At 33.7% G+C, this 24,996-nt stretch carries 21 protein-coding genes; 8 read left to right on the forward strand and 13 right to left on the reverse strand.

Annotated elements, in window-relative coordinates; genetic code table 11:
- Positions 1-76 precede the first annotated feature (76 nt).
- The 8 genes from ACHRVX_RS00350 to ACHRVX_RS00385 form a co-directional block, all read right to left on the reverse strand.
- Positions 77-385 (reverse strand): thioredoxin family protein, encoded by a 309-nt coding sequence (locus ACHRVX_RS00350; RefSeq protein WP_395327654.1) that lies wholly within the window; start codon positions 383-385, stop codon positions 77-79.
- A 173-nt stretch (positions 386-558) separates the two neighbouring features.
- The gene (locus ACHRVX_RS00355; RefSeq protein ID WP_395327657.1) at positions 559-1,197 is read right to left on the reverse strand and encodes a peroxiredoxin; all 639 of its coding nucleotides are present in this window, start codon (positions 1,195-1,197) and stop codon (positions 559-561) included.
- A gap of 136 nt (positions 1,198-1,333) precedes the next feature.
- The gene (locus tag ACHRVX_RS00360) at positions 1,334-2,947 is read right to left on the reverse strand and encodes a glycoside hydrolase family 3 protein (RefSeq protein WP_395327660.1); all 1,614 of its coding nucleotides are present in this window, start codon (positions 2,945-2,947) and stop codon (positions 1,334-1,336) included.
- A gap of 2 nt (positions 2,948-2,949) precedes the next feature.
- Positions 2,950-3,399: a GNAT family N-acetyltransferase gene (locus ACHRVX_RS00365; RefSeq protein ID WP_395327663.1), complete on the reverse strand. Its 450-nt coding sequence runs from the start codon at positions 3,397-3,399 to the stop codon at positions 2,950-2,952.
- A gap of 26 nt (positions 3,400-3,425) precedes the next feature.
- Entirely contained in the window at positions 3,426-3,773 is a 348-nt protein-coding gene (locus tag ACHRVX_RS00370; protein ID WP_395327666.1) for a hypothetical protein, read from the reverse strand.
- A gap of 22 nt (positions 3,774-3,795) precedes the next feature.
- Positions 3,796-5,070, reverse strand: coding sequence for an MFS transporter (locus ACHRVX_RS00375; protein WP_395327669.1), 1,275 nt, complete (start codon positions 5,068-5,070; stop codon positions 3,796-3,798).
- Positions 5,057-6,628 carry a glycoside hydrolase family 10 protein gene (locus tag ACHRVX_RS00380; protein WP_395327671.1) on the reverse strand — a complete coding sequence of 524 codons (1,572 nt, stop codon included), beginning with the start codon at positions 6,626-6,628 and terminating at the stop codon, positions 5,057-5,059. Before ACHRVX_RS00380 ends, ACHRVX_RS00375 begins: the two co-directional genes overlap by 14 nt.
- 605 nt (positions 6,629-7,233) lie before the next feature.
- A complete protein-coding gene (locus ACHRVX_RS00385) occupies positions 7,234-8,442 on the reverse strand; it encodes an anhydro-N-acetylmuramic acid kinase (protein WP_395327674.1) in 1,209 nt (402 codons plus the stop codon).
- Positions 8,443-8,667: 225 nt separating this feature from the next.
- On the opposite strand from ACHRVX_RS00385, the gene ACHRVX_RS00390 reads away from it, so the two are divergent.
- The 3 genes from ACHRVX_RS00390 (at position 8,668) to ACHRVX_RS00400 (ending at position 11,532) form a co-directional block, all read left to right on the forward strand.
- Positions 8,668-9,180, forward strand: coding sequence for a LemA family protein (locus ACHRVX_RS00390; RefSeq protein ID WP_395330265.1), 513 nt, complete (start codon positions 8,668-8,670; stop codon positions 9,178-9,180).
- Positions 9,180-10,136: a DUF3137 domain-containing protein gene (locus ACHRVX_RS00395; protein ID WP_395327677.1), complete on the forward strand. Its 957-nt coding sequence runs from the start codon at positions 9,180-9,182 to the stop codon at positions 10,134-10,136. Before ACHRVX_RS00390 ends, ACHRVX_RS00395 begins: the two co-directional genes overlap by 1 nt.
- A 322-nt stretch (positions 10,137-10,458) precedes the next feature.
- Positions 10,459-11,532: a type I restriction endonuclease gene (locus tag ACHRVX_RS00400; RefSeq protein ID WP_395327679.1), complete on the forward strand. Its 1,074-nt coding sequence runs from the start codon at positions 10,459-10,461 to the stop codon at positions 11,530-11,532.
- Between the two features lie 599 nt (positions 11,533-12,131).
- On the opposite strand, the gene ACHRVX_RS00405 is transcribed toward ACHRVX_RS00400, so the two are convergent.
- From ACHRVX_RS00405 to ACHRVX_RS00420, 4 genes are all read right to left on the reverse strand, one after another.
- The gene (locus ACHRVX_RS00405; RefSeq protein WP_395327682.1) at positions 12,132-12,365 is read right to left on the reverse strand and encodes a hypothetical protein; all 234 of its coding nucleotides are present in this window, start codon (positions 12,363-12,365) and stop codon (positions 12,132-12,134) included.
- A 274-nt stretch (positions 12,366-12,639) separates the two neighbouring features.
- A complete protein-coding gene (locus ACHRVX_RS00410) occupies positions 12,640-13,200 on the reverse strand; it encodes a hypothetical protein (RefSeq protein ID WP_395327684.1) in 561 nt (186 codons plus the stop codon).
- 15 nt (positions 13,201-13,215) lie between these two features.
- A complete protein-coding gene (locus tag ACHRVX_RS00415) occupies positions 13,216-13,779 on the reverse strand; it encodes a hypothetical protein (RefSeq protein ID WP_395327686.1) in 564 nt (187 codons plus the stop codon).
- Positions 13,757-15,367 (reverse strand): hypothetical protein, encoded by a 1,611-nt coding sequence (locus ACHRVX_RS00420; RefSeq protein WP_395327688.1) that lies wholly within the window; start codon positions 15,365-15,367, stop codon positions 13,757-13,759. Before ACHRVX_RS00420 ends, ACHRVX_RS00415 begins: the two co-directional genes overlap by 23 nt.
- A gap of 111 nt (positions 15,368-15,478) precedes the next feature.
- Here ACHRVX_RS00420 and ACHRVX_RS00425 point away from each other — a divergent pair, with 111 nt between their 5' ends.
- From ACHRVX_RS00425 to ACHRVX_RS00445, 5 genes are all read left to right on the forward strand, one after another.
- Complete coding sequence (locus tag ACHRVX_RS00425; protein WP_395327690.1) at positions 15,479-15,856, forward strand: helix-turn-helix domain-containing protein; 378 nt, start codon at positions 15,479-15,481, stop codon at positions 15,854-15,856.
- A gap of 58 nt (positions 15,857-15,914) precedes the next feature.
- A complete protein-coding gene (locus ACHRVX_RS00430; protein ID WP_395327692.1) occupies positions 15,915-16,343 on the forward strand; it encodes a DUF6896 domain-containing protein in 429 nt (142 codons plus the stop codon).
- A 421-nt stretch (positions 16,344-16,764) separates the two neighbouring features.
- Positions 16,765-19,671 carry an FAD-binding and (Fe-S)-binding domain-containing protein gene (locus tag ACHRVX_RS00435; RefSeq protein WP_395327694.1) on the forward strand — a complete coding sequence of 969 codons (2,907 nt, stop codon included), beginning with the start codon at positions 16,765-16,767 and terminating at the stop codon, positions 19,669-19,671.
- A gap of 602 nt (positions 19,672-20,273) precedes the next feature.
- A complete protein-coding gene (locus tag ACHRVX_RS00440) occupies positions 20,274-22,211 on the forward strand; it encodes an amino acid permease (protein WP_395327696.1) in 1,938 nt (645 codons plus the stop codon).
- A gap of 157 nt (positions 22,212-22,368) precedes the next feature.
- A complete protein-coding gene (locus tag ACHRVX_RS00445) occupies positions 22,369-23,460 on the forward strand; it encodes a DUF695 domain-containing protein (protein WP_395327698.1) in 1,092 nt (363 codons plus the stop codon).
- Between the two features lie 200 nt (positions 23,461-23,660).
- Here ACHRVX_RS00445 and ACHRVX_RS00450 read toward each other — a convergent pair whose 3' ends face one another.
- Positions 23,661-24,863, reverse strand: coding sequence for an aminotransferase class I/II-fold pyridoxal phosphate-dependent enzyme (locus ACHRVX_RS00450; protein WP_395327700.1), 1,203 nt, complete (start codon positions 24,861-24,863; stop codon positions 23,661-23,663).
- Between the last annotated feature and the right edge of the window lie 133 nt (positions 24,864-24,996).

Consider the following 24,996-nt stretch of genomic DNA (forward strand, 5'->3'; position numbering starts at 1 on the left):
ATTAGACATCTTAGATTTTTAAAATTTAGACAACATCTACGAAGTCTAAAAATCTAAGCTAGTCTAACTAATCTCATTATGCAATAGCGTTTACCAGGTCCATTAAAACTTCTTGTTTGTTGGTTTGAGTTTCTCCAACTAATTTTCCGTTTACAAAAGTAGCAAAAGTAGGCAAGTTGCTCACGTTAGCTAATTTTCTTGATTCCGGAGAATTTTCTGCATCAACCAAAACAAAAGTGATAGCTTCATTTTCTGTTGCTAATTTTTTGAATTTTGGTTTCATAATACGGCAATTTCCACACCATGAAGCTGAATATTGTACCACTACTTTTTCGTTTTTAGCAACTAAATCTGCTAACGTATCTTCGTTTAAGTCGATTAACATGTTTTTTGTTTTTTTAGGTTCTGAGTTACTGAGTATCTAAGTTGCTAAGTTTTTAGCAGCTTTGTCAGTTCTCTTTGATATTTTTAGGCAGTAAGATTTTAGTTGCTAAGGTTGTAAGCTTTATAAAAAACTTAGAACCTTAGCAGCTTAGTATCTTAGATACTTATAAAAAATTAGTTTGCGCTTAAGTATTCAGCAGTACTAACTCTGTCTGCGCTCATAGCTTCTTTACCAGCTTCCCAGTTTGCAGGACAAACTTCTCCTTTTTCCTGAATGTGAGTATAAGCATCAACCATACGTAAGTACTCGTTTACGTTACGTCCTAATGGCATATCGTTAACACTTTCGTGGAAAATTTTTCCAGTTTCGTCAATAAGGTAAGTAGCTCTGTAAGTTACGTTTGAACCTTCAATGATTACTGAGTCTGTTTCTTCGCTGTATTCTGTAGATTCGATATCAAGGATACCTAGAATGTTAGCTAAGTTACGGTTTGTATCTGCTAAAATTGGGTAAGTTACACCTTCGATTCCACCATTGTTTTTTGGAGTGTTTAACCACGCAAAGTGTACTTCGTTTGTGTCGCAAGAAGCTCCGATTACGATAGTATTTCTTTTTTCAAATTCTGGTAATGCAGCTTGAAAGGCGTGTAATTCAGTTGGACATACAAAAGTGAAATCTTTTGGGTACCAAAACAATACTACTTTTTTGTTATTGTTTACTGCTTCTTCAAAAATGTTGATTTTTAAGTTATCACCCATTTCTGAGATAGCATCTACTGCAATACTTGGGAATTTTTTTCCTACTAAAGACATATTTTTCGTTTTAAGTTAAAAATTTATTTCTGATGCAAAAGTAGGGTATAAGTAAGGCTATTTACAATAAGAAGTGATTATAAATATTTATATATTGATAGTATTTGGCTATTGTTTAAATTTTTATTTTTGTAACTTATTGTAAGTCAATATTTACGGGAAGTTTTCCATAACAAGTTGTATTTTTCAGCAATTGAATTCCGGCATTTTTTTGAAACTCATTAAAATCCTGATAGACTTCAATTAATCCGGAAGCCATTTTAATATTTGGGATTATAGGCAATACATAAGGATTTCCGAAAACATAAAGGATGCATTTTTTAGTCTGTAACAGATTAGAAAGTAAATCTAAAACGTCATCATTGATTTCGAAATTATTCTGAGGTTTTGCTTTTGGAACAAATAAGGAAATAATAATGGTTTCAAAATTCTCTACATCTTTTTTGATCGATTTTAGATCTGAAAGTTCAAAATTCTCAAAAGCAAATTCTGGTGAATCAAGTTTTGAATTTAAAGTTTGGAAGAAAGTATTTTCAACACCTTTATACAAACTCAATTTGGCCAATTTGTTATTTTTTTGTGCTTCAAAAACCAATTCCGTATTTAAATTGTCAATGATTTTAGTAATTGAATTTTGAGCAATCTCAAGATTTAATTCAGCTGCTTTTTCGAAGTTTAATTCTCCCGACGTAAAATTTATATCAGATAAAATACCAACCTTTTCTTTGGCTTTCATGATTCTGTTAAAGCTATCTTCAATGCGATCCGGTGAAGCATTTTTAAGAATTACCTCAATTCCTTCCGGAACATTTTCGGCGAAACATAAAATATCATTTCCGGCATTAAAAGCTTCCCATTCCAGTTCCCCTTTGATATCATATAATTTAGAAACGCTGTGCATGTTTAAAGCATCAGAAATCACCAAACCATCATAACCTAATTTCTCGCGTAAAAGCGTTTCAATAATAGGTTTTGATAAAGTTGCCGATGTGTTTTTTCCGTCATTTAGACTTGGAACGGCTAAATGACCAATCATAATTGAGTCGACATTATTTTCGATTCCTTTAATGAACGGATATAATTCGTTTTCTAGTAACTCGTCTAAAGTTTCCTTTAAAACCGGTAATCCTAAATGCGAATCGACATTCGTGTTTCCGTGTCCGGGAAAGTGTTTAAGGCATCCTAAAATACCAACTTCTGACATTCCGTTTAAATATTCAATGGCAAAATTGGCCACTTTTTCTTTATTTTCACCAAAAGAACGGTATCCAATAACCGGATTATTGGGGTTATTATTGATATCTGCCAAAGGCGATAAATTATAATGAATTCCGGCAGCTTTTAGGTCTGACCCAATTTGTTTTCCAACTTCGTAAACCAAATGTGATTTACTTTCCGGCAACGCACCAAGCGTAATTGCATACGGATATTGCGGTGTTTTTTCAATACGCATTGCTAAACCCCATTCGGCATCAATACTAATTAAAAGTGGAGTAGAAGCGGCTTTTTGATAACGAATAATTAATTCTTTTATCTTTTGATAACTATCATCATTAAAAACAATCGTTTTCTTACTTTCATAATTCGTTGCAGCACTGGCGCGACTATGAAAAAAAGTCAATCCGCCTATGTTGTGTTCTTTTATTAAACGTTCAGTTTCCTGAATATTTTCTTCGGTATCGTTTATGAATACTGCGGGAAAAAAGAATTGTCCCACCTTTTGTTTTAATGCCTGAGCTGTCATTTTCATTATTATAAAGTCTTTTTCATGCAAACACTATTATCCATTTGTTCATAAGGAGGATAATTCGGGATTATAGTATAACCTGATTTTTGGTACAAAGCAATCGCTTCGGGCTGTTTTTTTCCTGTTTCCAGAATAGTATAAGGATAATTTAGTTCAGCTGCCCAAAGTTCTAAAGCATTCAAAACTTGTGACGCTATTCCTTTTTTTCTGTGTTCAGGATGTACAAACATTCGTTTGATTTCGACTGTATCACTTTCTTTTTCTCTAAAAGCACCACAACCTACGGCAATATCATTTTCATAAAAAACGATAGCGTGTTTTATTTTATCAATTTTATTAAACTGATTATAAAAGGAGTGATCTTCTCCGTCTCTGATTTTTAAATCCTGGTCTAATAAAACTACCAGATTTATAAAATCAATATCGTCAGAGTTGGTTCTTTTTAAGCGGGTCATGATAAATGCGGTAAAATTTATTTATATTAAAGTTTGCTTTTCTTTTGTTTGGCAAGTTTAGCAAGCTGTGCTTTTGTGTGTACTGCTTTTTCGAGTCGGTTTTTAAAGCGGAAAAGTTTTGGCAAACCTTCAAGACGATCTTCGAGTGTAATTTCTTCAAAAACAATAATGGCTTTTTCTAAAACCCGAATCTCGTTGTCGATATCATTTTGGTTTTTGTAGATCGTAGCCAATCGATCATAAGGATGATTTCCTTTAAAGCTTTCCGCGACATTTTCTTCATAGACCTCAATTGCTTTTTCAAAATTTCCTTCTTTTTCGAACTCAGCGCCTTTCAGGTTGCGTTCGGCTTGCAAATTCTCATTGATTTCCATAGGTAAGATGTTTGATTTGGGGTTAAACTTCTTGTGTAGATTTTTTCCCAAAATCTTTCGGGAAAATTAAAAAACGGGATAAGATAATTCCTGGAATTGTCGCCAGAAATACCCAGATAAAGAAATTTCCGTATCCTAAATATTCCTGAATATACCCGCTTACCATTCCGGGCAGCATCATTCCTAATGCCATAAAACCCGTTGCAAGCGCATAATGTGCGGTCTTGGATTCTCCTTCGGCAACATAAATCAGATACATCATGAAGGCGGCAAAGCCAAAACCGTAGCCAAATTGCTCTGTAATTACAACGGCATAAATATAGTAAATAGAAGAAGGATGAAAATGTGACAATAATATAAAACCAATAATAGGTAAATGCATGGCTAAAATCATGGGTAACATCCATTTCGTTAAGCCTTGTTTTGAGATTGCAATTCCGCCCAGAATTCCGCCAATGGTTAAAGCGGCTACTCCAAATGTTCCGTAAATAATCCCCACATCCTGAGTGTCTAATCCCATTCCGCCCACATTTTTGGGATCAATTAAAAACGGACTTAACATTTTAATTAATTGTGACTCTCCTAATCTGAATAATAGAATAAAAGCCAAAACCAAACCAATTTGTTTTTTCTGAAAAAAGGTAATAAAGATCGAAGCAAAATTTTGATGTTCTTCTGATTTTGGTTTTTCTCCGGCATTTATTTCGGTTCTTGGCGTAGAGAAATAATTATAAATGGTTATAAAAGTCATTAATAAACCAACAAAAATCATGGTGTATGACCAAGCTTTTGTATTATCGCCGTATTTGTGTTCCAGATATCCTGCCAAAAGCACGATTAATCCGTTTCCGGCTAACATTGAAAGTCGGTAAAAAGTACTTCTGATTCCTAAAAAGAAAGATTGTTGATTTTCCGGTAAAACCAATAAATAAAAACCATCGCTGGCAATATCATTAGATGCAGATGCAAATGCAGCGACCCAGAATATAGCCAGAGTCATCATGAAAAAACCACTTGCAGGAATCGTAAAACCTACAATCAAAAAGGCGATTGAAATAAGCAATTGCATCGATAAAAACCATTTTCGTTTGGTGCCGTGTAATTCAATAAACGGACTCCAAAGCGGTTTTATCACCCACGGTAAGTATAATAAACTGGTATAAACCCCAATATCTTCATTTGAAATTCCCAGATTTTTGTACATAATGACCGAAACTGAGATAATTACAGCATAAGGCAAACCAGATGCAAAATTAAGAAGCGGAATCCAAAACCACGGTTTATTATCTGTTTTCATTAGGCTGAGCAGGTGAATATGTTTTAAAATTGTTTTTTAAGTCGATAGCAGTCGGGGTACTTTCGTTCGCAAAATAATCAATAAATGTCACAGCGCAAGCTTTATACTGATTCATTTTTTCAGCCGGGATCGAAAATGTAATTGTACCATCAAATTGGTAAACCGTTACTTTCTCAATTATTTTAGATGGATCGTTAACATCTACTTTTGAGATATGTTCACCACCGTAAATTACCATATAACGCACTTTAGTATTCAATGGAGATTTGATGTTGAAAGAATATTTTGTACTGTCTTTTTCAAATTCATTGATAACAGGCGTGTCAATAATAATGTGTTTTAAATTAGGGACTGCCGCAGGAAGTGCAGGATATTTATATTGGTTTTCTTCTAAAAGCCGAACGATATCAAAGTTTTTATTCATGAACCATTTTGAACTGAAATAAGCGCTTCCGCCCACTTTTTTAAAACTTCTGGCATAATCAATCTGCGTTGGGATTTCATTTGCAAAATTCCAGCTTTTATCGCTGTCTCCTCTAATTTTATACGAAGCGTGACCAATATATAGAGCCGTATTATTAGAATTTTCAGACCACCATTTAACTAATTTAGAGTACGAGGCTCTTGGATTATTCATACTCCAATACAATTGAGGCAAAATGTAATCAATCCATTTTTGATCCATCCATAAAACAGGATCAGCATATAAATCGTCATAATTGGCAGTCGATTGCGTTTCTGAACCTTTTGGGTCAACAGATTTGTTTCGCCAAACCCCAAACGGACTAATCCCGAATTGCACCCACGGTTTGCTCTCTTTTATGGTCGTCGAAATGGTGTGAACAAAGTTGCTCACATTTGCACGACGCCAATCGGCAAGGGTTAAGCCGGAACCGTATTTTTTAAACGAAGCCGTATCGTTAAATACTTTTCCGGGAACGGCATAAGGATAAAAATAATCGTCAAAATGAATCGCATCGATATCATATTTATCCACGACTTCTTTTACTACTTTAGTCAAATGTTCCTGAACTTCAGGCAATGCAGGATCATAATAATATTTTCCTCCGTATTCAATCATCCATTCCGGATGTTTAAAAATGTCGTGAGTCGGGCTTAAAAGATTTTTATTTAAATCGAAAGTCGCACGATATGGATTCAGCCACGCATGAAATTCAAAGCCTCGTTTGTGCGCTTCGTCAATCATCCATGCCAAAGCATCGTAATAAGGGTTTGGAGCCACACCTTCTTTACCGGTTAAAAAACGGGACCATGGCGCGAATTCTGATGGATAAAAAGCATCACCAACACTTCTAACCTGAACAATTACGGCATTATAATTTAGTTTTTTATAGGCTTCTAATATTTCAATATAGTCGGCTTTTTCTTTTTCAACGCCGTCACTGGCAGTTTTAGGCCAGTCAATGTTCACAACGGTCGCAATCCAGATACCTCTAAATTCGTTTTTAGGGTATATAGTTTTTTCCTGTGCATTAGAATTTAATCCAATGAAAAATAAAAATAGGATAGAGAAAAGGAGTTGCTGATTTTTATGCATTTCAATCTTTTTTAACAGAAACCAAAAATAGTTTTTTTAGCTGAGTATAGTAAATAATTAATAAATTATAATTTGAACGTTATTTATTAGGTTTTCATATAAAGGAATCTGTTTTTTAATAAATATTTTTTTTGCCACAAATTGCAAAAATTTCCTCGAATTGTTTTTGCCACCAAGCAACTACGCCACAAAGTTTTTTTACCACAAATTGCACAAATTAGCTCAAATTTTTTTGTTTCTATTTGATAAAAAAATCTGTCCATATAGCTATTGGGACTTCGTGAAACAAATTTTAAGCCACAGATTAAAATGATTCACATATATTATCTTAATAAAAATTTCACGCAGATTTAAAAAGATCTGAGCAGATGCGCGCAAATTATTTTTTTATAAACTAAAATTAAATCTGCTAAATCTGCCAAATCTGCGTGAAACAAATTTTAAGCCACAGATTAAAATGATTTACATAGATTATCTTAATAAAAATTTCACGCAGATTTAAAAAGATTTAAGCAGATGCGCGCAGATTATCTTTTTTAAAACTAAATTAAATCTGCTAAATCTGCTCCCGATAGCTATCGTGACTGCGTGAAACAAAAATTATTTTAATCCGGAAAAGAAATTTTTCCCATTGTTACAGACGGAATTCCTTTTTTCGAACCAAAATTATAATCTCCGCCCGCCACAGTTTCATTGGCTAAAATGGCAAATAAAACCGCTTCTTTTGCATCGCCTGCAATACCCAGATCATCACTTTTTTGAAACCCACAATGCAATAATTCCTTTAACCAGCGCACCAATAGCGGATTGTTTGCGCCACCTCCCGACATATAAACCGTGAAATCCTCCATGGGCGTTGTTGTATTGTTGACCACAAACAAAATCGCTTCGGCAATGGTTTCAGCACTAAGGCGTGTTAAAGTAGCTAACAAATCTGGTGCCGAAATATTCTCTAATCCTGTTTTTATAATTGCTTTTTGTACAAATTCAAAATTGAATAATTCCTGACCAATTGTTTTTGGAAAACTTTTTTTGAAGAAAGCATCACTTTTTAATTCCGTTAGAAGGTCTTGATTTACGATGCCGCTTTTAGAGATTTCGGCATCTTTATCGTAGCTTTTTTCAGGAAAAAAATGTTTGGTGTAAATATCGATTAAAGTATTTGCAGTTCCGGTATCGGTTACAAAAACCTCTTCGGCATTGAGGGAAGCGGGAAGAAAGGTAAAATTTGCGATTCCGCCCATGTTGAGCATAATGCGGTTTTCGCCTTTTTTACTGAATAACAAATAATCCCCATAAACTGCTAAAGGCGCACCTTCGCCACCTGCTGCAACGTGTTTTTGCCTGAAGTCAGACAATGTTATAATTCCCGTTTTTACTGCAATATGATCGCCATCGCCAATTTGCAAAGTTGCATTGGGAAATTTTTCCTGCTGATGCAAAAACTTCGGGGCGTGTAAAACCGTTTGTCCGTGCGACGCAATTAAATCAACTTCCTGGGCGGGAATATTCCATTTTGTGAGACAATCGTTCACCATATTCGCCTGTAAAATCCCGATCCACTCGTTTAATAAAGCCAAATGCTGAAAATCGATTGTTTTTTGTGCAAATACTTTCCTGATTTCGGTTTTAATATCCTCCGTATAATTAATGGTTTCAAATTCAAGAATTTTTACATCAGTATTTTCACCCGCGCCGGCAATAGCACAAAGCGCAATATCAAGTCCGTCAAGCGAAGTTCCGGACATTAAACCTATTATTTTTCGGGTCTCTTTTTGAGCGATTTCGTAAAGAGAGCGTATGTTTTTATTCATTAAAATAATGTTTTAAGAAATGTTTTTTGATAGCGCTAAAATGGAATTTATTTAGGATATAAATATAATGAAACTGAGAGTTTTTTAAGGCTTCGGGAAATTTGAGATTTAATCGGTAAAATTAAAAAAGTATTATTTCGTTTTTTATTTATATTTGACCAAACCAATTAAAATCAAATTCATGTTTGTTATTTTACCTATCCTTATCCTCTTATCTTTTTATGGATATTTTATTACAATTCCCTTATCGGAAAAAGAAATCAGGTAACCAATGCTTTTTCGGCAATAGATGTGATGCTGAAAAAACGTTTTGATTTAATTCCGAATTTGGTTGAAATTGTAAAACAATATACAGATTACGAACAAAGTACTTTAACTAAAATCGTTGAGCTTCGTGCAAAAGCAACTTCAGGTTCAATCAGCGATACCGAAAAAGCAAGTATTGATAATGAATTAAGCAGTACAGTAAAAGGTTTAATGGTAAATGTTGAAAATTATCCTGACTTAAAAGCAAACGCAAGCTTTACTAATTTGCAAACTACCTGGACAGAAAGTGAAGAACAAATTGCTGCCGCCAGAAGAACCTATAACGCAGTGGTTACAGATTTTAATAACGCTATAATGATGTTTCCAGGTAATTTATTTGCAGGAATGCTTAGTTATACCCCAATTGAAGTTCTAGCAACTGCCGAAGAAGAACGTAAAAACATTAGTGCAAAAGAGCTTTTTAATAGTTAATGGATTCAGAAATTGTTAATAGTCCAACCTTGCAGGAGGTTTTGAATACATTAGAAGTCGACCGCAAAAAAATTGCGTCGACTTATACTGTTTGTTACACCGTATTTGGTATTGCGGCATTGCTTATTGTGGGAGGTTTGCTTATAGGAGCTGCAACTGTGGCTATTATATCAAGTTTGGTCCCAATCATTGTGGGCATTGTAATGCTTTTTCAGATCGATGGTGATGCACAAAAATACAAAGTCGCTTATAAAACCAATGTTGTAGCATCGGCATTAAAAAATATTAACGAAACCCTTACTTTTGTACCTCAAAGCGGACTTACAGAAGGTGAATTTATAAATTCTGACCTTTTTACAACAGAACCCGATCGCTATAAAACACAAGATTTAGTAAGCGGAAAAGTCGACAAAACTTCTATTTTTTTCGCCGAAGTTCACGCGGAATATAAAACCGAGACGCAAACCAAAAACGGAACGCGTACCGAATGGCATACGATTTTTAAAGGAATCATTTTTGTCGCCGACTTTAATAAAAACTTTACGGTTTCGACAGTTGTGCGACCAAAAAACTTTGGAAACACTGTTGGGGCTTGGTTTTCTAAAAATGTTTTTAGTTTTGGCAATAATGAAATTGTACAGTTAGAAAATACCAATTTCGACGATCATTTTGTTACCTATTCACGAAATCAAATCGAGGCGAGATATATCTTAACGCCCGCTATGATGGAAAGAGTTTTGAACTTAAACAGCAAGTCCGAAGAAACAATTTCGATCTCGTTTATAAGTTCAAAAATGTATATAGCATTCCCGTTAAGCACCAATTACTTCGAAGCGCCTATTCATACTTCGCTCTTAGTTCCTGATTTACTTACCGAAGATCTTTCGATTGTACAGTTTATGCATGATATTGTTCATGAACTGGATTTAAATACGAGGATTTGGGGGAAGGAATAAACTTCTTTTTATAGATAATCTTTTAAACCGTTTGATAGGTTTTGATTTATTCGAGATTTGCTAAACGGTTTTTCTTTTGAAATAATCAGGTATAAGTACTTGCTTGTTTGAAATGGTTAATTGATATTTTTGATAAATAAGATTTAACTCTACAAATACGGTTTTCCGTAAATAATTTGTAAATCAATAGTCTACATTTGAAAATTGCTTTTACGAGCGAGATGCTCGCGTCAGTTGGTTATCATTTTTGCTACTGTGTAGAAAATTGAATAAACCCAAATCATCATTTAGCTAGCAATAGAAACACCAATATACTAAAAATATGGAAGCAGATTTAAGACTAAAACTTGAACAATTACACCAAAGAGTTGATTCACTAAAAGATCAAATTAATACCGAAGAAGCTACTAAAAATGCATTTGTAATGCCATTTATTCAAATTTTGGGATTTGATATTTTTAATCCTACAGAAGTAATCCCAGAATTTATATGTGATATTGGTACAAAAAAAGGCGAAAAAATAGATTATGTAATTAAGAAAGATGGTGAACCCATTTTAATTATTGAATGTAAACATTGGAAAGAAAATGTTGATGCACATAATTCACAACTTCATAGATATTATCATGTTTCAAAATCTCGTTTTGGAGTTTTAACTAATGGTCATACTTATAATTTTTATGCTGATTTAGAAAAACCAAACATAATGGATGAAAAGCCATTTTTTACATTAGACTTGGCAAATATTTCTGATTCCAGCTTAAAAATCCTTGAAAATTTTACCAAAAGCAGTTATAATTTAGAAAATATTTTAGACTCGGCAGAAGCCTTAAAATATATAAAAGCAATAAGGAATGAATTTGAAAAAGAATTACAAAATCCGTCTGATGAAATTGTAAAGCTTCTAGTAAGCAAATTCTTTAATAAACCATTAACTGCGTCAAGATTAGTTGCTTTTAAAGAATACACAAAGAAAGCTTTTGCTAACTCTATAAATGAATCAATAAATTTCAGGCTTAAAAACGCATTAAATATTGGTGAAACTATTCCATCAAAAGAAAATCAAAAATTATCTTCTGTAGATGAAGAAATTGAAACGCCAAGATTTATTACAACCGAAGAAGAAATAGAAGGTTCACAAATTATCAAAGCAATTTTAAGAGAGGCAATTCCTGCTAATAGAATATTTTTTAGAGATACACAATCTTACTTTGGAATTTTACTAGACGATAATAACAGAAAGCCATTATGTAGATTACATTTTAATTCAGCTAACAAATATGTAGAATTATTTCATAATGGAAAAGATAATGGTGAAAAGCAACCTTTGCAAAGTCTTGATGAAATTTATAAATTCAAAAAAGAATTACTTTCTACGATAAAAAACTATGAATAATTATTTGCTTGATATTTTCGAAGTCTGCTGACAATTGTTTGATTTTGATTGCATTCACGAGCGCGACGCTCGCGCCAGCACATGATAAAATGAATATTATTAACTGATTGAAAAATATTTTTCTTAAATTAGAGAAACAATTAAATTCAAAAAACATGAATCCATCAAAAATAATAGGAATAATTCTAATCGTTATTAGTCTCGGTGTGGGATATATAGGTATCAACAAAATAGCCGATAATACAAATCAATTTATTAGGACTAAAAATTAATGCGTCAAACGAATCCGGTAAACAACAGGGATACCTTTATTTAGGGCTGGGCGTCATTTTACTTGTGGGCGGAATTTACACTGTCAATAAAAAGTAAAGTGCTGTAAGTAGGGATTGTAAAAATTGCATGAGGGCATTGTTGGGGTAACTATTTCATGCCAATTAATTTTACAACAAACCCGCTTTTCAAAGTCTTGTTGAAACGTGAAATTTAGCTATGTGAAGTCTCCTGACTTCATACCCGTTCCAATAACAACAAAGAAATCAACTAAAAAACCCTCGATCTTAAAAAATCGAGGGTTTTTTAGTTAATTGTAAAAATAAATCTTACTTCACATCCAAATAAGGATTCAAAATCTCTGCTAGTTCATTCAGCCAATAAAAGCTGTTTTCTACTTTGATAATTTCTTGTTGAAGCGTTTCATCTTCTCTGATAATTCCCAGGGCGAGTACAAAATTGACTTGCCTTAATGCTTTTGCCATTTGTTCTGGCTCAATTGTGTTGTTGAAAAAATTTGTTAGCCTTGTTTGGGCTTCTTTTGAAAGAGTGTTTGTACTCATAACTTGACATTTTGTGATTAAAACCAATGTTGATAAGGTGTTGCGCGCGTTTTAGAGCGTTATTGTTTTTTACAATATTCGGCACCATTACCACAAGGGTAAATTTAAATTAATTCTCATTGTCGTAGTTTAAGAAGTGGTAAAAATAAGAAAAATCTTTCTATTTTTAAATTTGATTTGAAATATTATGAGAAAGAAATAAACAAAAAAATCCCGACCTTTTAAGATCGGGATTTAAGGTTTGCAGTTCATTTTAAATCATTAATTTTTTAACTTAGAAATTGTAGCCTATTCTTAAATGTAAATCGACAGCTACTTCTCCTTTTTCGTTATTTATTTTTTCTAAAAAACACCTGTACCCAAAACCAAAACCTGTTTCATAATGAAAATGATTTCCCAGGTTTCTACGAATACTCCATTTTGGAATAATAGAAATGTTAGTTATTGCATCTATAGCACTATTTGAAATGATAAATAAATCGGGTTGATATTTTAAGTTTAAGGCAATAAAATTGGCGCTATTGTTTGATGTTGTTTTGTTATTGCGGGCTCTTTTTTCAATGTTGTAATAATATCTAGGTTCTAACGTGATTACAGGAACAAGCACAGTACCAATTTTGGTATCTGATGCTCCTCCAAAAAAGCCTGCATCAAGACCCAATTCACTTTTTAGGGATAAGTTAGAAATTAGTCTGGTTTCGTTATTGACCCAAAAACCTAAAAAACCGGTTTCTACTCCAAAAATCGATTTTTCTAATGTTCCTTTATTTTGCGATATACTCTTTGTTCCAAATGTTAGTACAAACAAAAGAGTTATTATTTTTGATAATTTCATATTTCAAATTATTTACTATATTTCTATTCCTATTTTAAATCCGGCACTTTCAATATTGTGGTAATCCATCGTTTGATTATTCTGCTTGATAAAAGTTTTATATAAATTTTGATGAGAGTAACATAATTCAAAATCGGCAAGTATTTTTTTTGCAATCACAAATCGATATCCAACACCTATTCGTAATAAAACACCAAATTTTTCTACATGTCCCAAATGTCCTCCAAAATCGAAAGAAGTTAAAAAACTTTCTTTTGTATCGTTTAGAACCCATTTAATTCCGCCAGTAATTGGGATATAATCTATTTTTGGCTGGTTGATAGATTCATAACCACTACTTACTGTAAAAGCAAAACACTTAGAGAGATAATAGTTTAAGTGTAAGCTTGTTCCTAATATTTTAGATTTTCTACTAGTCTCAGATATTTCATCATGTTCTGAAGGTACGCTAAAATCATAGGGAAATAGGATTAGCGCTGATGCATCAACGCTAAATCCTTTATTTTTAATATCTTTATCCTGAGAATAAAAGATTATCGGAATTAAAAATATAATATTAAAAAACCATTTTAAAGCCATGCCATGTTCCGTTTTTGTTTGCCATTCCATATATATTTATTCCTGTAACTTTAGGATTTTTAAAATCAAATTTTAGGTCATTAAAACCAGTTTTTACATTAAAATCACCACCATTTCCAGCTCCAAAAGTGTACGTTATTTTTGGACTAACTATTCCCCAATCGAAAGTTTTTTGCCTGTCAGAACAATTAGTACAATTTGTTCCTAAATTATAATATTGTACAATAGTCTGACCTCTTTGATTTATAATCACTCCAATTTCGTTCATTGGTTTATTCAATGATTTCATTATTTTTTCAGCCTGTCCATATATTGATCCATAGAATAATTTTCGAATTTGGTATTCTGTGAGATCTTTACCTATATAATCGGCGGCAACTTCAATTATCATGTCAAGTTTTTTGATTGGTAAGTTTGGTATTGGTTTATTTGTTCCGGCATATATCGCATTATTATAACTGTTTAAGCTTGTATATAGTTTGCCGGTGTCGGTTACATAATAATTGGCTATCATACTGTTGCTTGTATTACTAAAAACCTTTGAATTATCAAAAAACCAGGTTACACTATTTACTCCCAAAGCAACTTCATTTGTGTTTTCTTCTCTCCAAATTCCAGTCCAGCCTCTAAATTGATGTTTTACATTAACGCCAATTGAAAATGCTAAAAATAAGTTTACATTATAATATTTTAATTTTACCCGACGTTTACTCTCATAATTTGTTGTACATATTTTAGTTTCTCCAAAAAGATTTGCTAGCCAAGGACTGCGTGGATTACATACTTGAAGATTATCTACAACATTAGTCAATACGGGAGCAATTAAAGCTCCAAAAGTTTCTGACGGCATTGATTTTGCAGCTATATTTTTTATAGGATTAAAAGTGTTTTCGGTTTCTTTTTTATCTACAAAAGAACTTATATGATTTGTAACCTGTTTTAAACCACCATCATAATTAAACTTAGGATATTTTTGATTCATGTTTAATTCTCCAATATCACTCAGAGAGTTAACTCCATATAGGCTCATGAAATCATAAAGTTCATAAATGTATTCTTTATTACAAAATAAGATTCCGTTATCTGTATATTTATATATTACATCATCAACTTGTATTTCCGCATTTTCATTTAGAAGACTTAGGAATAATTCATCACCTAATATGTCATCTAATTCATCATAATGTTCAACAATTGCCTCATCTAATATCTCTTTATCCGGCATCTGCGAAGCGTTTTTTGCATTTATCAATTTATTAGTCAATCGTTGTTTCTTAATTCTGGAAAAGTGTTTTTGAATTTCTTTAATTTCCGTTTCATCGTTAACGATAGGCTTTAAAGAGTAAAAGTCATTCTTGTAGAATTTTTGTTCTAACATATAAGCAATTTCGTCATTGCCTTCGTTTTTTGATTTATTATAAAATTCTGAGAAAGTAGTCTTATTAGGAAAAGAAAGCCTTCCATTTTCAATGTTAATTTTGTACGGCAAAACTATTTTTTCATTTGATTCGCTAATTTGCTCTTTATCACAAGATAAGCAACATGTTAGTATTAAAAATAATAACATAAATAATTTTTTATTTTTCATAATTATAAAATTTTGGTTTGTTAATAATCTCAAAACTACAATTACACGCACCTATAATTTATAGGTTTTGACTTATAATAATTGATTTTAATTATAAGTTATTACCTATATTTGAAAGAAAAAATGATTGGCGAAAAAATTAGAAAAATTAGAATTATTAAAGGGTATTCTCAGGAGTATATTGCTGATTTGTTAGAAATATCGCAATCAGCATATTCTGATATTGAGAGAGGAAAAACAAAAATTAATTTAGAGAGACTTAGGAAGGTAGCGTTGATTTTTGAACTTGATATAAATCATATTATTGATTTCCATGAAAATCAATTCTTAACAAATAAAATTCAAGCTAAATCAAATGAGATTGATAATAATGAAAAAAGAAAATTGACAGAACTTTTTGATATTGAGCGAGAATTATATAAGGAGCAAATAATTAATTTAAAAAACGAAATTGTTTACTTGAGAAGTAAATTAGATAAAAATAAATAAATCTGAGCGCAAAAAAATAACATATATTTCGAATCAAATTATGAATTCGTTTTTAACTATGATAAAAGAAATTTTAACTGACTACATTAATTTTATAAGAGCTTTTGAAGCTTTATTAAAAGACAAATACAAAAGCGATAAAAATCCATGCTTGTTTTCAAGTACTTTTTTTGAGCGTAGAGGAATTATTGACGGAATTGATTATTATTTTCACGGAAGCGGTTGTACCGCTCAAAAAGATGGAGTTATCTATGAGTATGATATTACGGTAAACGAAATTAAATTTTCGCAATGGAAATTTTCAGAGTTGATAAGAACTCATCCAGAATATCAAAAATTAAATTATAGTGATGAATATATTGAATACGAATTATATCAACTTATAAATAAAGGAATACTGGATTGGCTAATTATTAAAGGAACAGAAACTCTTTTCGGATGTGTTTTTATGAGTTACAGAGTTATTGAAGAATCATTTTTTGTATAAATTAATTTCCGCCAAATTCATCCGTGATCTTGTCATTTCGACCAAAGGGAGAAATCACACGTGGGACGAACACACTGTTGCGGAGTTACTTGATGAGATTCTTCGTTCCTTAGAATGACAAACTTTTTGTCAAATCTAGTTATTCGTGATCTTGTCATTTCGTCTGTTCGCGAAACCCGACAGGTTTTAAAAACATGTCGGGTTTAGTATGCGTAAAGCTTATGTGATTTCTCCTTCGGTCTATGACAATTTTGCTTCAAATTAGTTTTCTAAGATGAACTTATATAACTTATATGATGAAAAGAAATGGCAAGGAAAAAAACCTTTGAGCCTTTGCAACTTTGAACCTCAGAACCTAATAAAAGAACCTTAAAAAAAACTATTTTTGTAATTGAAAAGAAAAGCCATAAATTCAGTTATAATGTCAATAAATAAAGAGTTAGAACAATTATCAGCATCATTAGAAGGTATACTTTTATTTGATGATCTTCATAAAACGCTTTATTCCACCGATGCTTCGGTATACAGGATTCGACCAAAAGCCGTTGCGGTGCCTAAAACCATTGAAGATATTAGTAAACTGATCCGGTTTGCGGCGCAGCATCATATTTCGATTACACCCAGAACTGCGGGAACTTCGCTTGCGGGACAAACCGTTGGTGACGGAATTGTGGTTGATGTTTCGAAAAATTTTACTAAAATCCTGAATTTTGACGCTGTTAAAAAAACGGTTACGGTTCAGCCTGGCGTAATTCGCGACGAACTGAATTTATTTTTAAAACCACATAACGTATTTTTCGGTCCTAATACATCCACAACAAACCGCTGTATGATTGGCGGAATGGTGGGTAATAATTCTTCCGGAACAACTTCGATTCGTTATGGTGTTACGCGAGATAAAATTGTAGAAATTAAAGGACTTTTAAGCGATGGATCGGAGGTTGTTTTTAACGAACTGACTTCGGCAGAATTTATCGAAAAAACAAAAGGAGATACTTTAGAAAATAAAATATACAAAAGTCTTTACGACGAACTGTCTGTAAAAGCAACACAGGACGAAATTATAAAGGAGTTTCCAAAACCAGAGATTCACAGACGAAATACAGGTTATGCGGTTGATATTCTCTTAAAATCAGATTTATTTGGCGGAACAGAACCAACCATTAACGTTGGAAAATTACTGTGCGGAAGCGAGGGAACGCTTGTTTTCACGACTGAAATCACTTTAAAAGTTGACGATTTACCGCCTGTTCATAATATTATGGTCGTGGCGCATTATCATAGTATTCAGGAATCGCTGGAATCTGTTGTAGTAGCCATGAAACATCATTTGTACACTTGCGAAATGATCGACGATACGATTTTAGATTGTACCAAAACGAGCCGCGAACACGTTAAAAACAGATTCTTTTTGGTTGGTGAACCCAAAGCGATTATGATGTTTGAAGTCGCTTCGCACGATCCTGAAGATGCCGAGAATCAGGCAACTGCTTTAGTGGCAGATTTAGAAAAAAACAACTTTGGTTATGCACTTGTAAAAATTTACGGAGCCGATATCGAGAAAGTAAATGAACTTCGAAAAGCCGGTCTCGGACTTTTAGGCAGTATTGTTGGCGATGACAAAGCAGCCGATTCTATTGAAGATACAGCGGTTGAATTAAGCGATTTACCGGCTTATATCGAGGAATTTTCGGCAATGATGTTACGCCACGGACAAGGCGCCATTTATTACGCACACGCCGGAGCGGGAGAACTGCATTTGCGTCCGGTTTTGAATTTAAAGAAAACATCTGACTTAAAACTCTTTAGAACCATCGCGACCGATGTGGCGATTTTGGTAAAAAAATACAGAGGTTCGTTGAGCGGTGAACACGGCGACGGAATTGTGCGCGGAGAATTTATTCCGTTTATGATAGGCGAGACGAATTATGAATTGCTCAAAAGAATCAAATTAGCGTTTGACCCTAATTCGGTTTTGAATATCGGGAAGATTGTCAACGCTTTAAAAATGGACGAAAACCATCGTGTAGTTTCGGGCAGGGTAGAACCGGAAATTAAAACGTTTCAGGATTTCTCAGACAGTTTAGGAATTTTGCGTGCTGCCGAAAAATGCAACGGATCAGGAGATTGCAGGAAATTGCCATCGGCAGGAGGAGCGATGTGTCCGAGTTATCGTGCGACCAAAAACGAAAAAGAAACAACGCGTGCGAGAGCCAATGCGTTACGTGAATATTTGACGTATTCTGAAAAAGAAAATAAATTTGACCAGAAAGAACTTTACGAAGTTTTTGAGTTGTGTGTGAGCTGTAAAGCCTGCGCCAGCGAATGTCCGAGTAATGTTGACGTTGCCACTTTGAAAGCGGAGTTTTTATACCAATACCAAAAAGCAAACGGTTTCTCGACCCGAAATAAGATTTTTGCGCACAACGCAAAACTAAATAAAATGGGAAGTTTGTTTCCGTCCATAACCAACTTTATTTCGAATCAATCGCTCGTGAAAAAAAGCATGGGAATTGCGTCGGAAAGAGAAGTTCCGCTTTTGGCAAAAAAAACGTTTAAAAAATGGTTTGAAAGTCATAAAAAACAAAATCAGGATTTCCCAAACGGACAAGTGTATTTATTTAACGACGAATTCACGAATTATTATGATGTCAATATCGGAATCGATGCTTTTGAATTACTGACAAAATTAGGTTACGAAGTTCTAATTGTCAACCACGAAGAAAGCGGACGAACGTATTTATCAAAAGGATTTCTGGAAGAAGCAAAAAAAATAGCCAATACAAACGTAAATATCTTCAAGGATTTAATTTCTGCGAAAGCGCCTTTAATCGGGATTGAACCTTCGGCAATTTTGACTTTTAGAGATGAATATTTGCGTTTGGCAGATAATAAAGAAGCCGCTGAAAAAGTATCACATTGCGCGTTTACAATCGAAGAATTCTTTAAAAGAGAAATTATAGATGGAAAAATAACACCCGATTCATTCTCTGAAGAAAAGAAAGAAATCAAAATTCACGGACATTGTCACCAGAAATCATTGAGTTCTGTTGAAGCGACTTTCGCGATGCTGAATTTACCAACGAATAATACAGTTACGATTTACAATTCAGGCTGTTGCGGAATGGCGGGATCTTTTGGCTACGAAAAAGAACATTATCAGGTAAGTATGCAAATGGGTGAGGATACACTTTTCCCTAAAGTACGAGCCACAGCCCAAAACGTTGAAATCGCCGCTGCAGGAACAAGCTGCCGTCATCAAATTTTTGACGGAACTAGTCGTGAAGCGCAACATCCGGTAAGTATTTTGAGAAACTGTCTGCGTTGAGAGATGGCACGCGGATGACACGGATTCATTTCGTGAAAACGCGGATAAGTGCGGATTTTTTTGATAAAGACTGAAGAGAAATGGCACGCAGATGACACGGATTCACTTCGTGAAAACGCGGATAAGTGCGGATTTTTTTTTTGATAAACACTGAAGAGAAATGGCACACGGATGACACGGATTCACTTCCTGAAAACGCGGATAAGCACGGTTTTTTTTGTTTCACGCAGATTTGGCAGATCAAGCTGATTTTTAAAATCTTATTCTATTCAAAAATAAATCTGCTCAATCTGCCAAATTTGCGTGAAATAATAATTCGAGAAAATTTGTGTAATTCGTGGCAAAAAAAACTCTGCGTAAAAAATAATTTATGCTAATTTGTGAAATTTGTGGCTAAAAAAAAACTTCGCGTTTTAGCGACCTGGTAAAAAAACTGCGTCAATCTGTTTAATCAGCATAATCCGTGGGCAAAATAATTCACCACAAAAAACACACACAAAACAAAATGGTTTTATATATTTGAAATCAGGATAATTTTTGCATTATTTGCAAAATAAAACCACAAAGACCGAAATATATTAATTTATAAAGCAAACTCACATATGGCATTATCAGGTTTATTCCGAAAAAAAACGGTACAAGATATTCTGAAACAAGTTGCAAAAAACGAAGCAGATGGTCATAATGCATTAGGAAAGCATTTAACCACCAAAGATTTAACTGCTTTTGGGATTGCTGCTATTGTAGGGGCAGGAATTTTTAGTACCATCGGGAAAGCCAGTGCCGATGGAGGTCCAGCTGTAATTTTCTTGTTTTTATTTACTGCATTAGCCTGTAGTTTCGCAGCATTTGCTTACGCCGAATTTGCTTCGATGGTTCCCGTTTCAGGAAGTGCTTACACCTATTCATACGTAGCTTTTGGAGAATTAATCGCCTGGATAATTGGTTGGGCTTTAATCATGGAATATGCCGTAGGGAATATAACGGTCGCAATATCATGGAGTGATTACTTTACTGGTTTGCTCCAGAGTGGCGGAATTCATCTCCCGCAATGGATCCAGATGGATTATCTAACCGCTTCAACAGGTTTTACAGATGCAGAAGCTTTAATGCAAAGCGGAAAATCTTTTGGAAACTTAAGCGCTTCTTTACAAGCCGCTCACACCGCCTGGACTACAGCGCCAACAATTGGTTCTTTCCATTTTGTGGCTGATTTACCGGCATTGTTTATCATTGTTTTAATTACCGCTTTGGTTTACAGAGGAATGAAAGAATCCCGTAATGCGAGTAATTTAATGGTTATTGTAAAACTTTGCATCGTACTTTTAGTAATTGCAGTTGGTGTATTTTATGTAGATACTGCCAATTGGCATCCGTTTGCACCAAATGGAGTTAGCGGCGTTTTAAAAGGAGTTTCGGCTGTTTTCTTTGCTTATATTGGTTTTGATGCCATTTCAACAACGGCTGAAGAATGTAAAAATCCGCAACGTGATTTACCACGTGGTATGATGTGGGCAATTATCATTTGTACTATTTTATATATTGCCATTGCTTTGGTTTTAACCGGAATGGTGCGTTATAACGAATTAAATGTTGGAGATCCTCTGGCGTTTGTTTTCGATAAATTAAACCTCAAATGGATGTCGGGAATTATTGCCGTAAGTGCTGTAGTGGCAATGGCGAGTGTTCTTTTGGTTTTTCAGATGGGGCAACCGCGTATCTGGATGAGTATGAGCCGTGATGGTTTATTGCCAAAGAAATTTTCTACCGTTCACCCAAAATTCAAAACACCCTCTTTCGCAACAATCGTAACCGGTTTTGTAGTGGCAGTTCCGGCTTTGTTTCTGAACCTGACTATGGTTACAGATTTATGCAGTATTGGTACTTTATTTGCCTTTGTATTGGTTTGTGCGGGAGTTTTGGTTTTACAAAATAAACCGGAAATTCCAAGAGGTAAATTCAAAACACCTTATGTCAATTCAAAATATATCCTGCCTGTTTTAATGATTGCTGGATTGTATTACGCCTTTGCTTTCAATAATAAAGCGACAATGGCTTTTATTAATAATGATGCTCAGACAAATGATGCTACAACTATTATTACATCATTAGATAAAGAACAATCGGCTAAAGTTTTCAATTATTTAGAAAGTATCGATGTTCACAATAAAACTGCCGAAACCGCAGATTTAGAACATTTACTAAGTCAATATCAGGACGACGATGCAAAATATGCTGCCGTTGTAAAAGGATTGCCAATCGACGATTCTTTAAAATACGAATCAGGTTTCAGTTTATTCAAGCACAAAATCCCAATGTGGATATTCTTATTCGTATTAGTTGGATTAGCCGTGTGGTCGTTCAGACAAAATTTATCGTTAATTCCGCTTTTAGGATTAATCTGCTGCCTTTACATGATGGCCGAATTAAGCGTCTGGAACTGGATTTACTTTACAATCTGGTTATTAATAGGACTTGTGATTTACTTTACCTACAGCCGAAAAAACAGTAAACTTAATTTTGTTGAGGTTAAAAGCTAGAGGTTAACAATCATATTTTAAAAAACCGCTCTGACAGGATTGTCAGAGCGGTTTTTTTATAAATAAAATGAAATTATTTAATATAAATATTTTCTTACGATACAAAATTTTCTTTAATTTGTTTATTAGTAAATATTAAATTTAAATTTTTAAATGCATGAGTTTTTTCAAAAACATATTTAGTAAAAAAGAAGCCGCTATTACATCTTACAGTGATTTTTGGGACTGGTTTTTACAACATGAAAAAGATTTTTTCAAAATCGTTAAGAATAGAGAAAATATTGAGCAGGATTTTTTTAATAAAATGGCTCCAAAACTAAATGAGATTCAAAGCGGTTTTTATTTTTTGACGGGAATGTATAATGATGATACTGTTGAACTTATTTTCACGCCCGAAGGAGTAATAAAAAACATTTTTTTTGTAGAAGAGTTAGTTAAGGCAGCCCCCAAAATTGAAGGTTGGAAATTTACAGCGCTAAAACCTGCAACAGATATGACAGGTTTTGGAATCAAAATGGAAGAATTTGAGTTTAACAAAGAGAACATAAAATTCTATTCAAATAATCATAAAGAATATTCAGATAAAATTGATTTGACAATTGTTTATGATGATTTTATAGAAGAACAAAGGCGACTTATAACAAACGGAATTTATATTTTTCTGGATAATTTTCTGGGAGAGCTGGATTCCTTAACCATAATTGATCATTTAAGCATAGTGGGAAAAGAAGGCGTTAATGAAGAACTGATTCCAATTGAAAAGCTAAAAGATTACCTGATCTGGAGAGAAAAAGAATTTGTCGAAAAATATGAAGCAATCAGGCATAATACAGAAAATGACAGTTATGCATGTCTGGAAACCAACACAGAAAACGGACCTTTATTAGCCGTAATAAATACTGATCTTGTTAATTGGGATGCTAAAATGTCACACCCGTGGATTACTATTGTGACTGTATTTTTTGATGGTAAAAGCAATAACGGAATGCCGGATGAAAAAATGTATAAATTCCTTGATAATTTTGAAGATGAATTAACGAGTGAATTAAAAGATTTTGAAGGATATTTAAACATCGGCAGAGAAACAGGAAATAATAAACGAGAGATTTATTTTGCCTGCAAAGATTTTAGAAAACCATCAAAAATTTTAAGCGAAATTGAAACAAAATATTCAAAAGAACTAAAAGTTACTTCAGAAATCTATAAAGATAAATATTGGGCATCTTTCAAACATTTTGAACAAAACTAAAAAGCAAAAGCCGTTCTGAATAATTTCAGAATGGCTTTTTTGTAATTTCGATGAACGAGAAAATACATACGTCACCATATAGTGCGTTGATCTCTTGATTCGATTTATCATTTCGTCGGAATGAGAATAGAGACTTTAAGCTTTAACAAAATAAACCAGTGAAAACCTGTTTAAACCCGTAAAACCCGTGGGCTAAAAATCTATAAAATTCCAAGTTCCACCATACAAGCTTTCATCATTTGATAAGTGCGCTCAATATCGTTGTCCAAACCAATAGAAAAGCGAATTAATCCATCGGTTAATCCCATTTCATGTTGTTCTTCTAACGGAATTTCACTAGAAGTTGAAGTTCCCGGCGCGCTAAACAACGTTTTGTAAAATCCTAAACTTACCGCCAGATAGCCCAAGTTTCTGGCTTGCATTAATTCCATTAATTCATTGGCTTTAGCCAGAGTTCCCACATCAATTGTCATCATTCCGCCAAAACCATATTCCGGATTAATCATCGTTTTGTACAATTCATGACTTGGGTGACTTTTCAATCCCGGATAAACCGTTTTTAAACCGTCGGCTTCAAATTTATCCGCAAGGATATGCGCATTATGGCTGTGTTGTTTAATTCGGATATGAAGCGTACGCAGGTTTTTCATTACAGAAGCCGATCTTAAACTATCCATTGTTGGACCTAAAAGCATACTGGCTCCCGAGTTTACGTTTTTCAGCGAATTAATAAATTCCTTCGATCCACAAGTCACACCTCCAACCGTATCACTGCTTCCGTTAATGTATTTTGTCAAACTATGAATTACAATATCTGCACCTAATTTAGCAGGCGAAACAGACAAAGGCGAGAATGTATTATCGACAACCAATTGCAAATTATGTCTTTTGGCAATTTGCGCCAAGCCTGCAATATCAGCCACTTCCAATAACGGATTACTTACTGTTTCGCAATATAAAACTTTTGTTTTAGGTGTAATTGCAGCTTCCACAACATCCAGTTTTGTGATGTCTACAAAACTCGTTTCAATTCCAAATCTCGGCGTAAAATTCTTCAGGAAAGCATACGTTCCGCCATAAATCGTTCGGCTTGAAACAATGTGATCTCCCGCACCGCAAAGCTGTAATAAAGTAGGTGTAATTGCTCCCATTCCGGAAGCCGAAACATTAGCTGTTTCCGTTCCTTCCATCGCTGCAAGAGCCTGATCCAGATATAAATTACTAGGCGATGAATGGCGCGAATACAAATAACAGCCTTCCATATTGCCTTCAAAAGTATCGAACATCGTTTTTGCCGAAAGAAAAGTATAAGTCGAAGAATCGGAAATTGAGGGATTCACACCGCCAAATTCACCAAAGTATTGCAAATCCTGAATTTTGTCTGCTGGGTTAAAGTTTTTCATATGTTTTTAGTTTCTAGTTTTTATTTGTTTCAAGTTTCAAGTTGTTGAAATCTTTTAATCAAACTTTAATTTTTAACCATTTTCATTGGAATTTGGAATTTAAAATTTGGGATTTTAATTTGAAGCTATTCCA

Source organism: Flavobacterium sp. FlaQc-47 (genome assembly GCF_044006475.1).
Lineage (GTDB): Bacteria > Bacteroidota > Bacteroidia > Flavobacteriales > Flavobacteriaceae > Flavobacterium.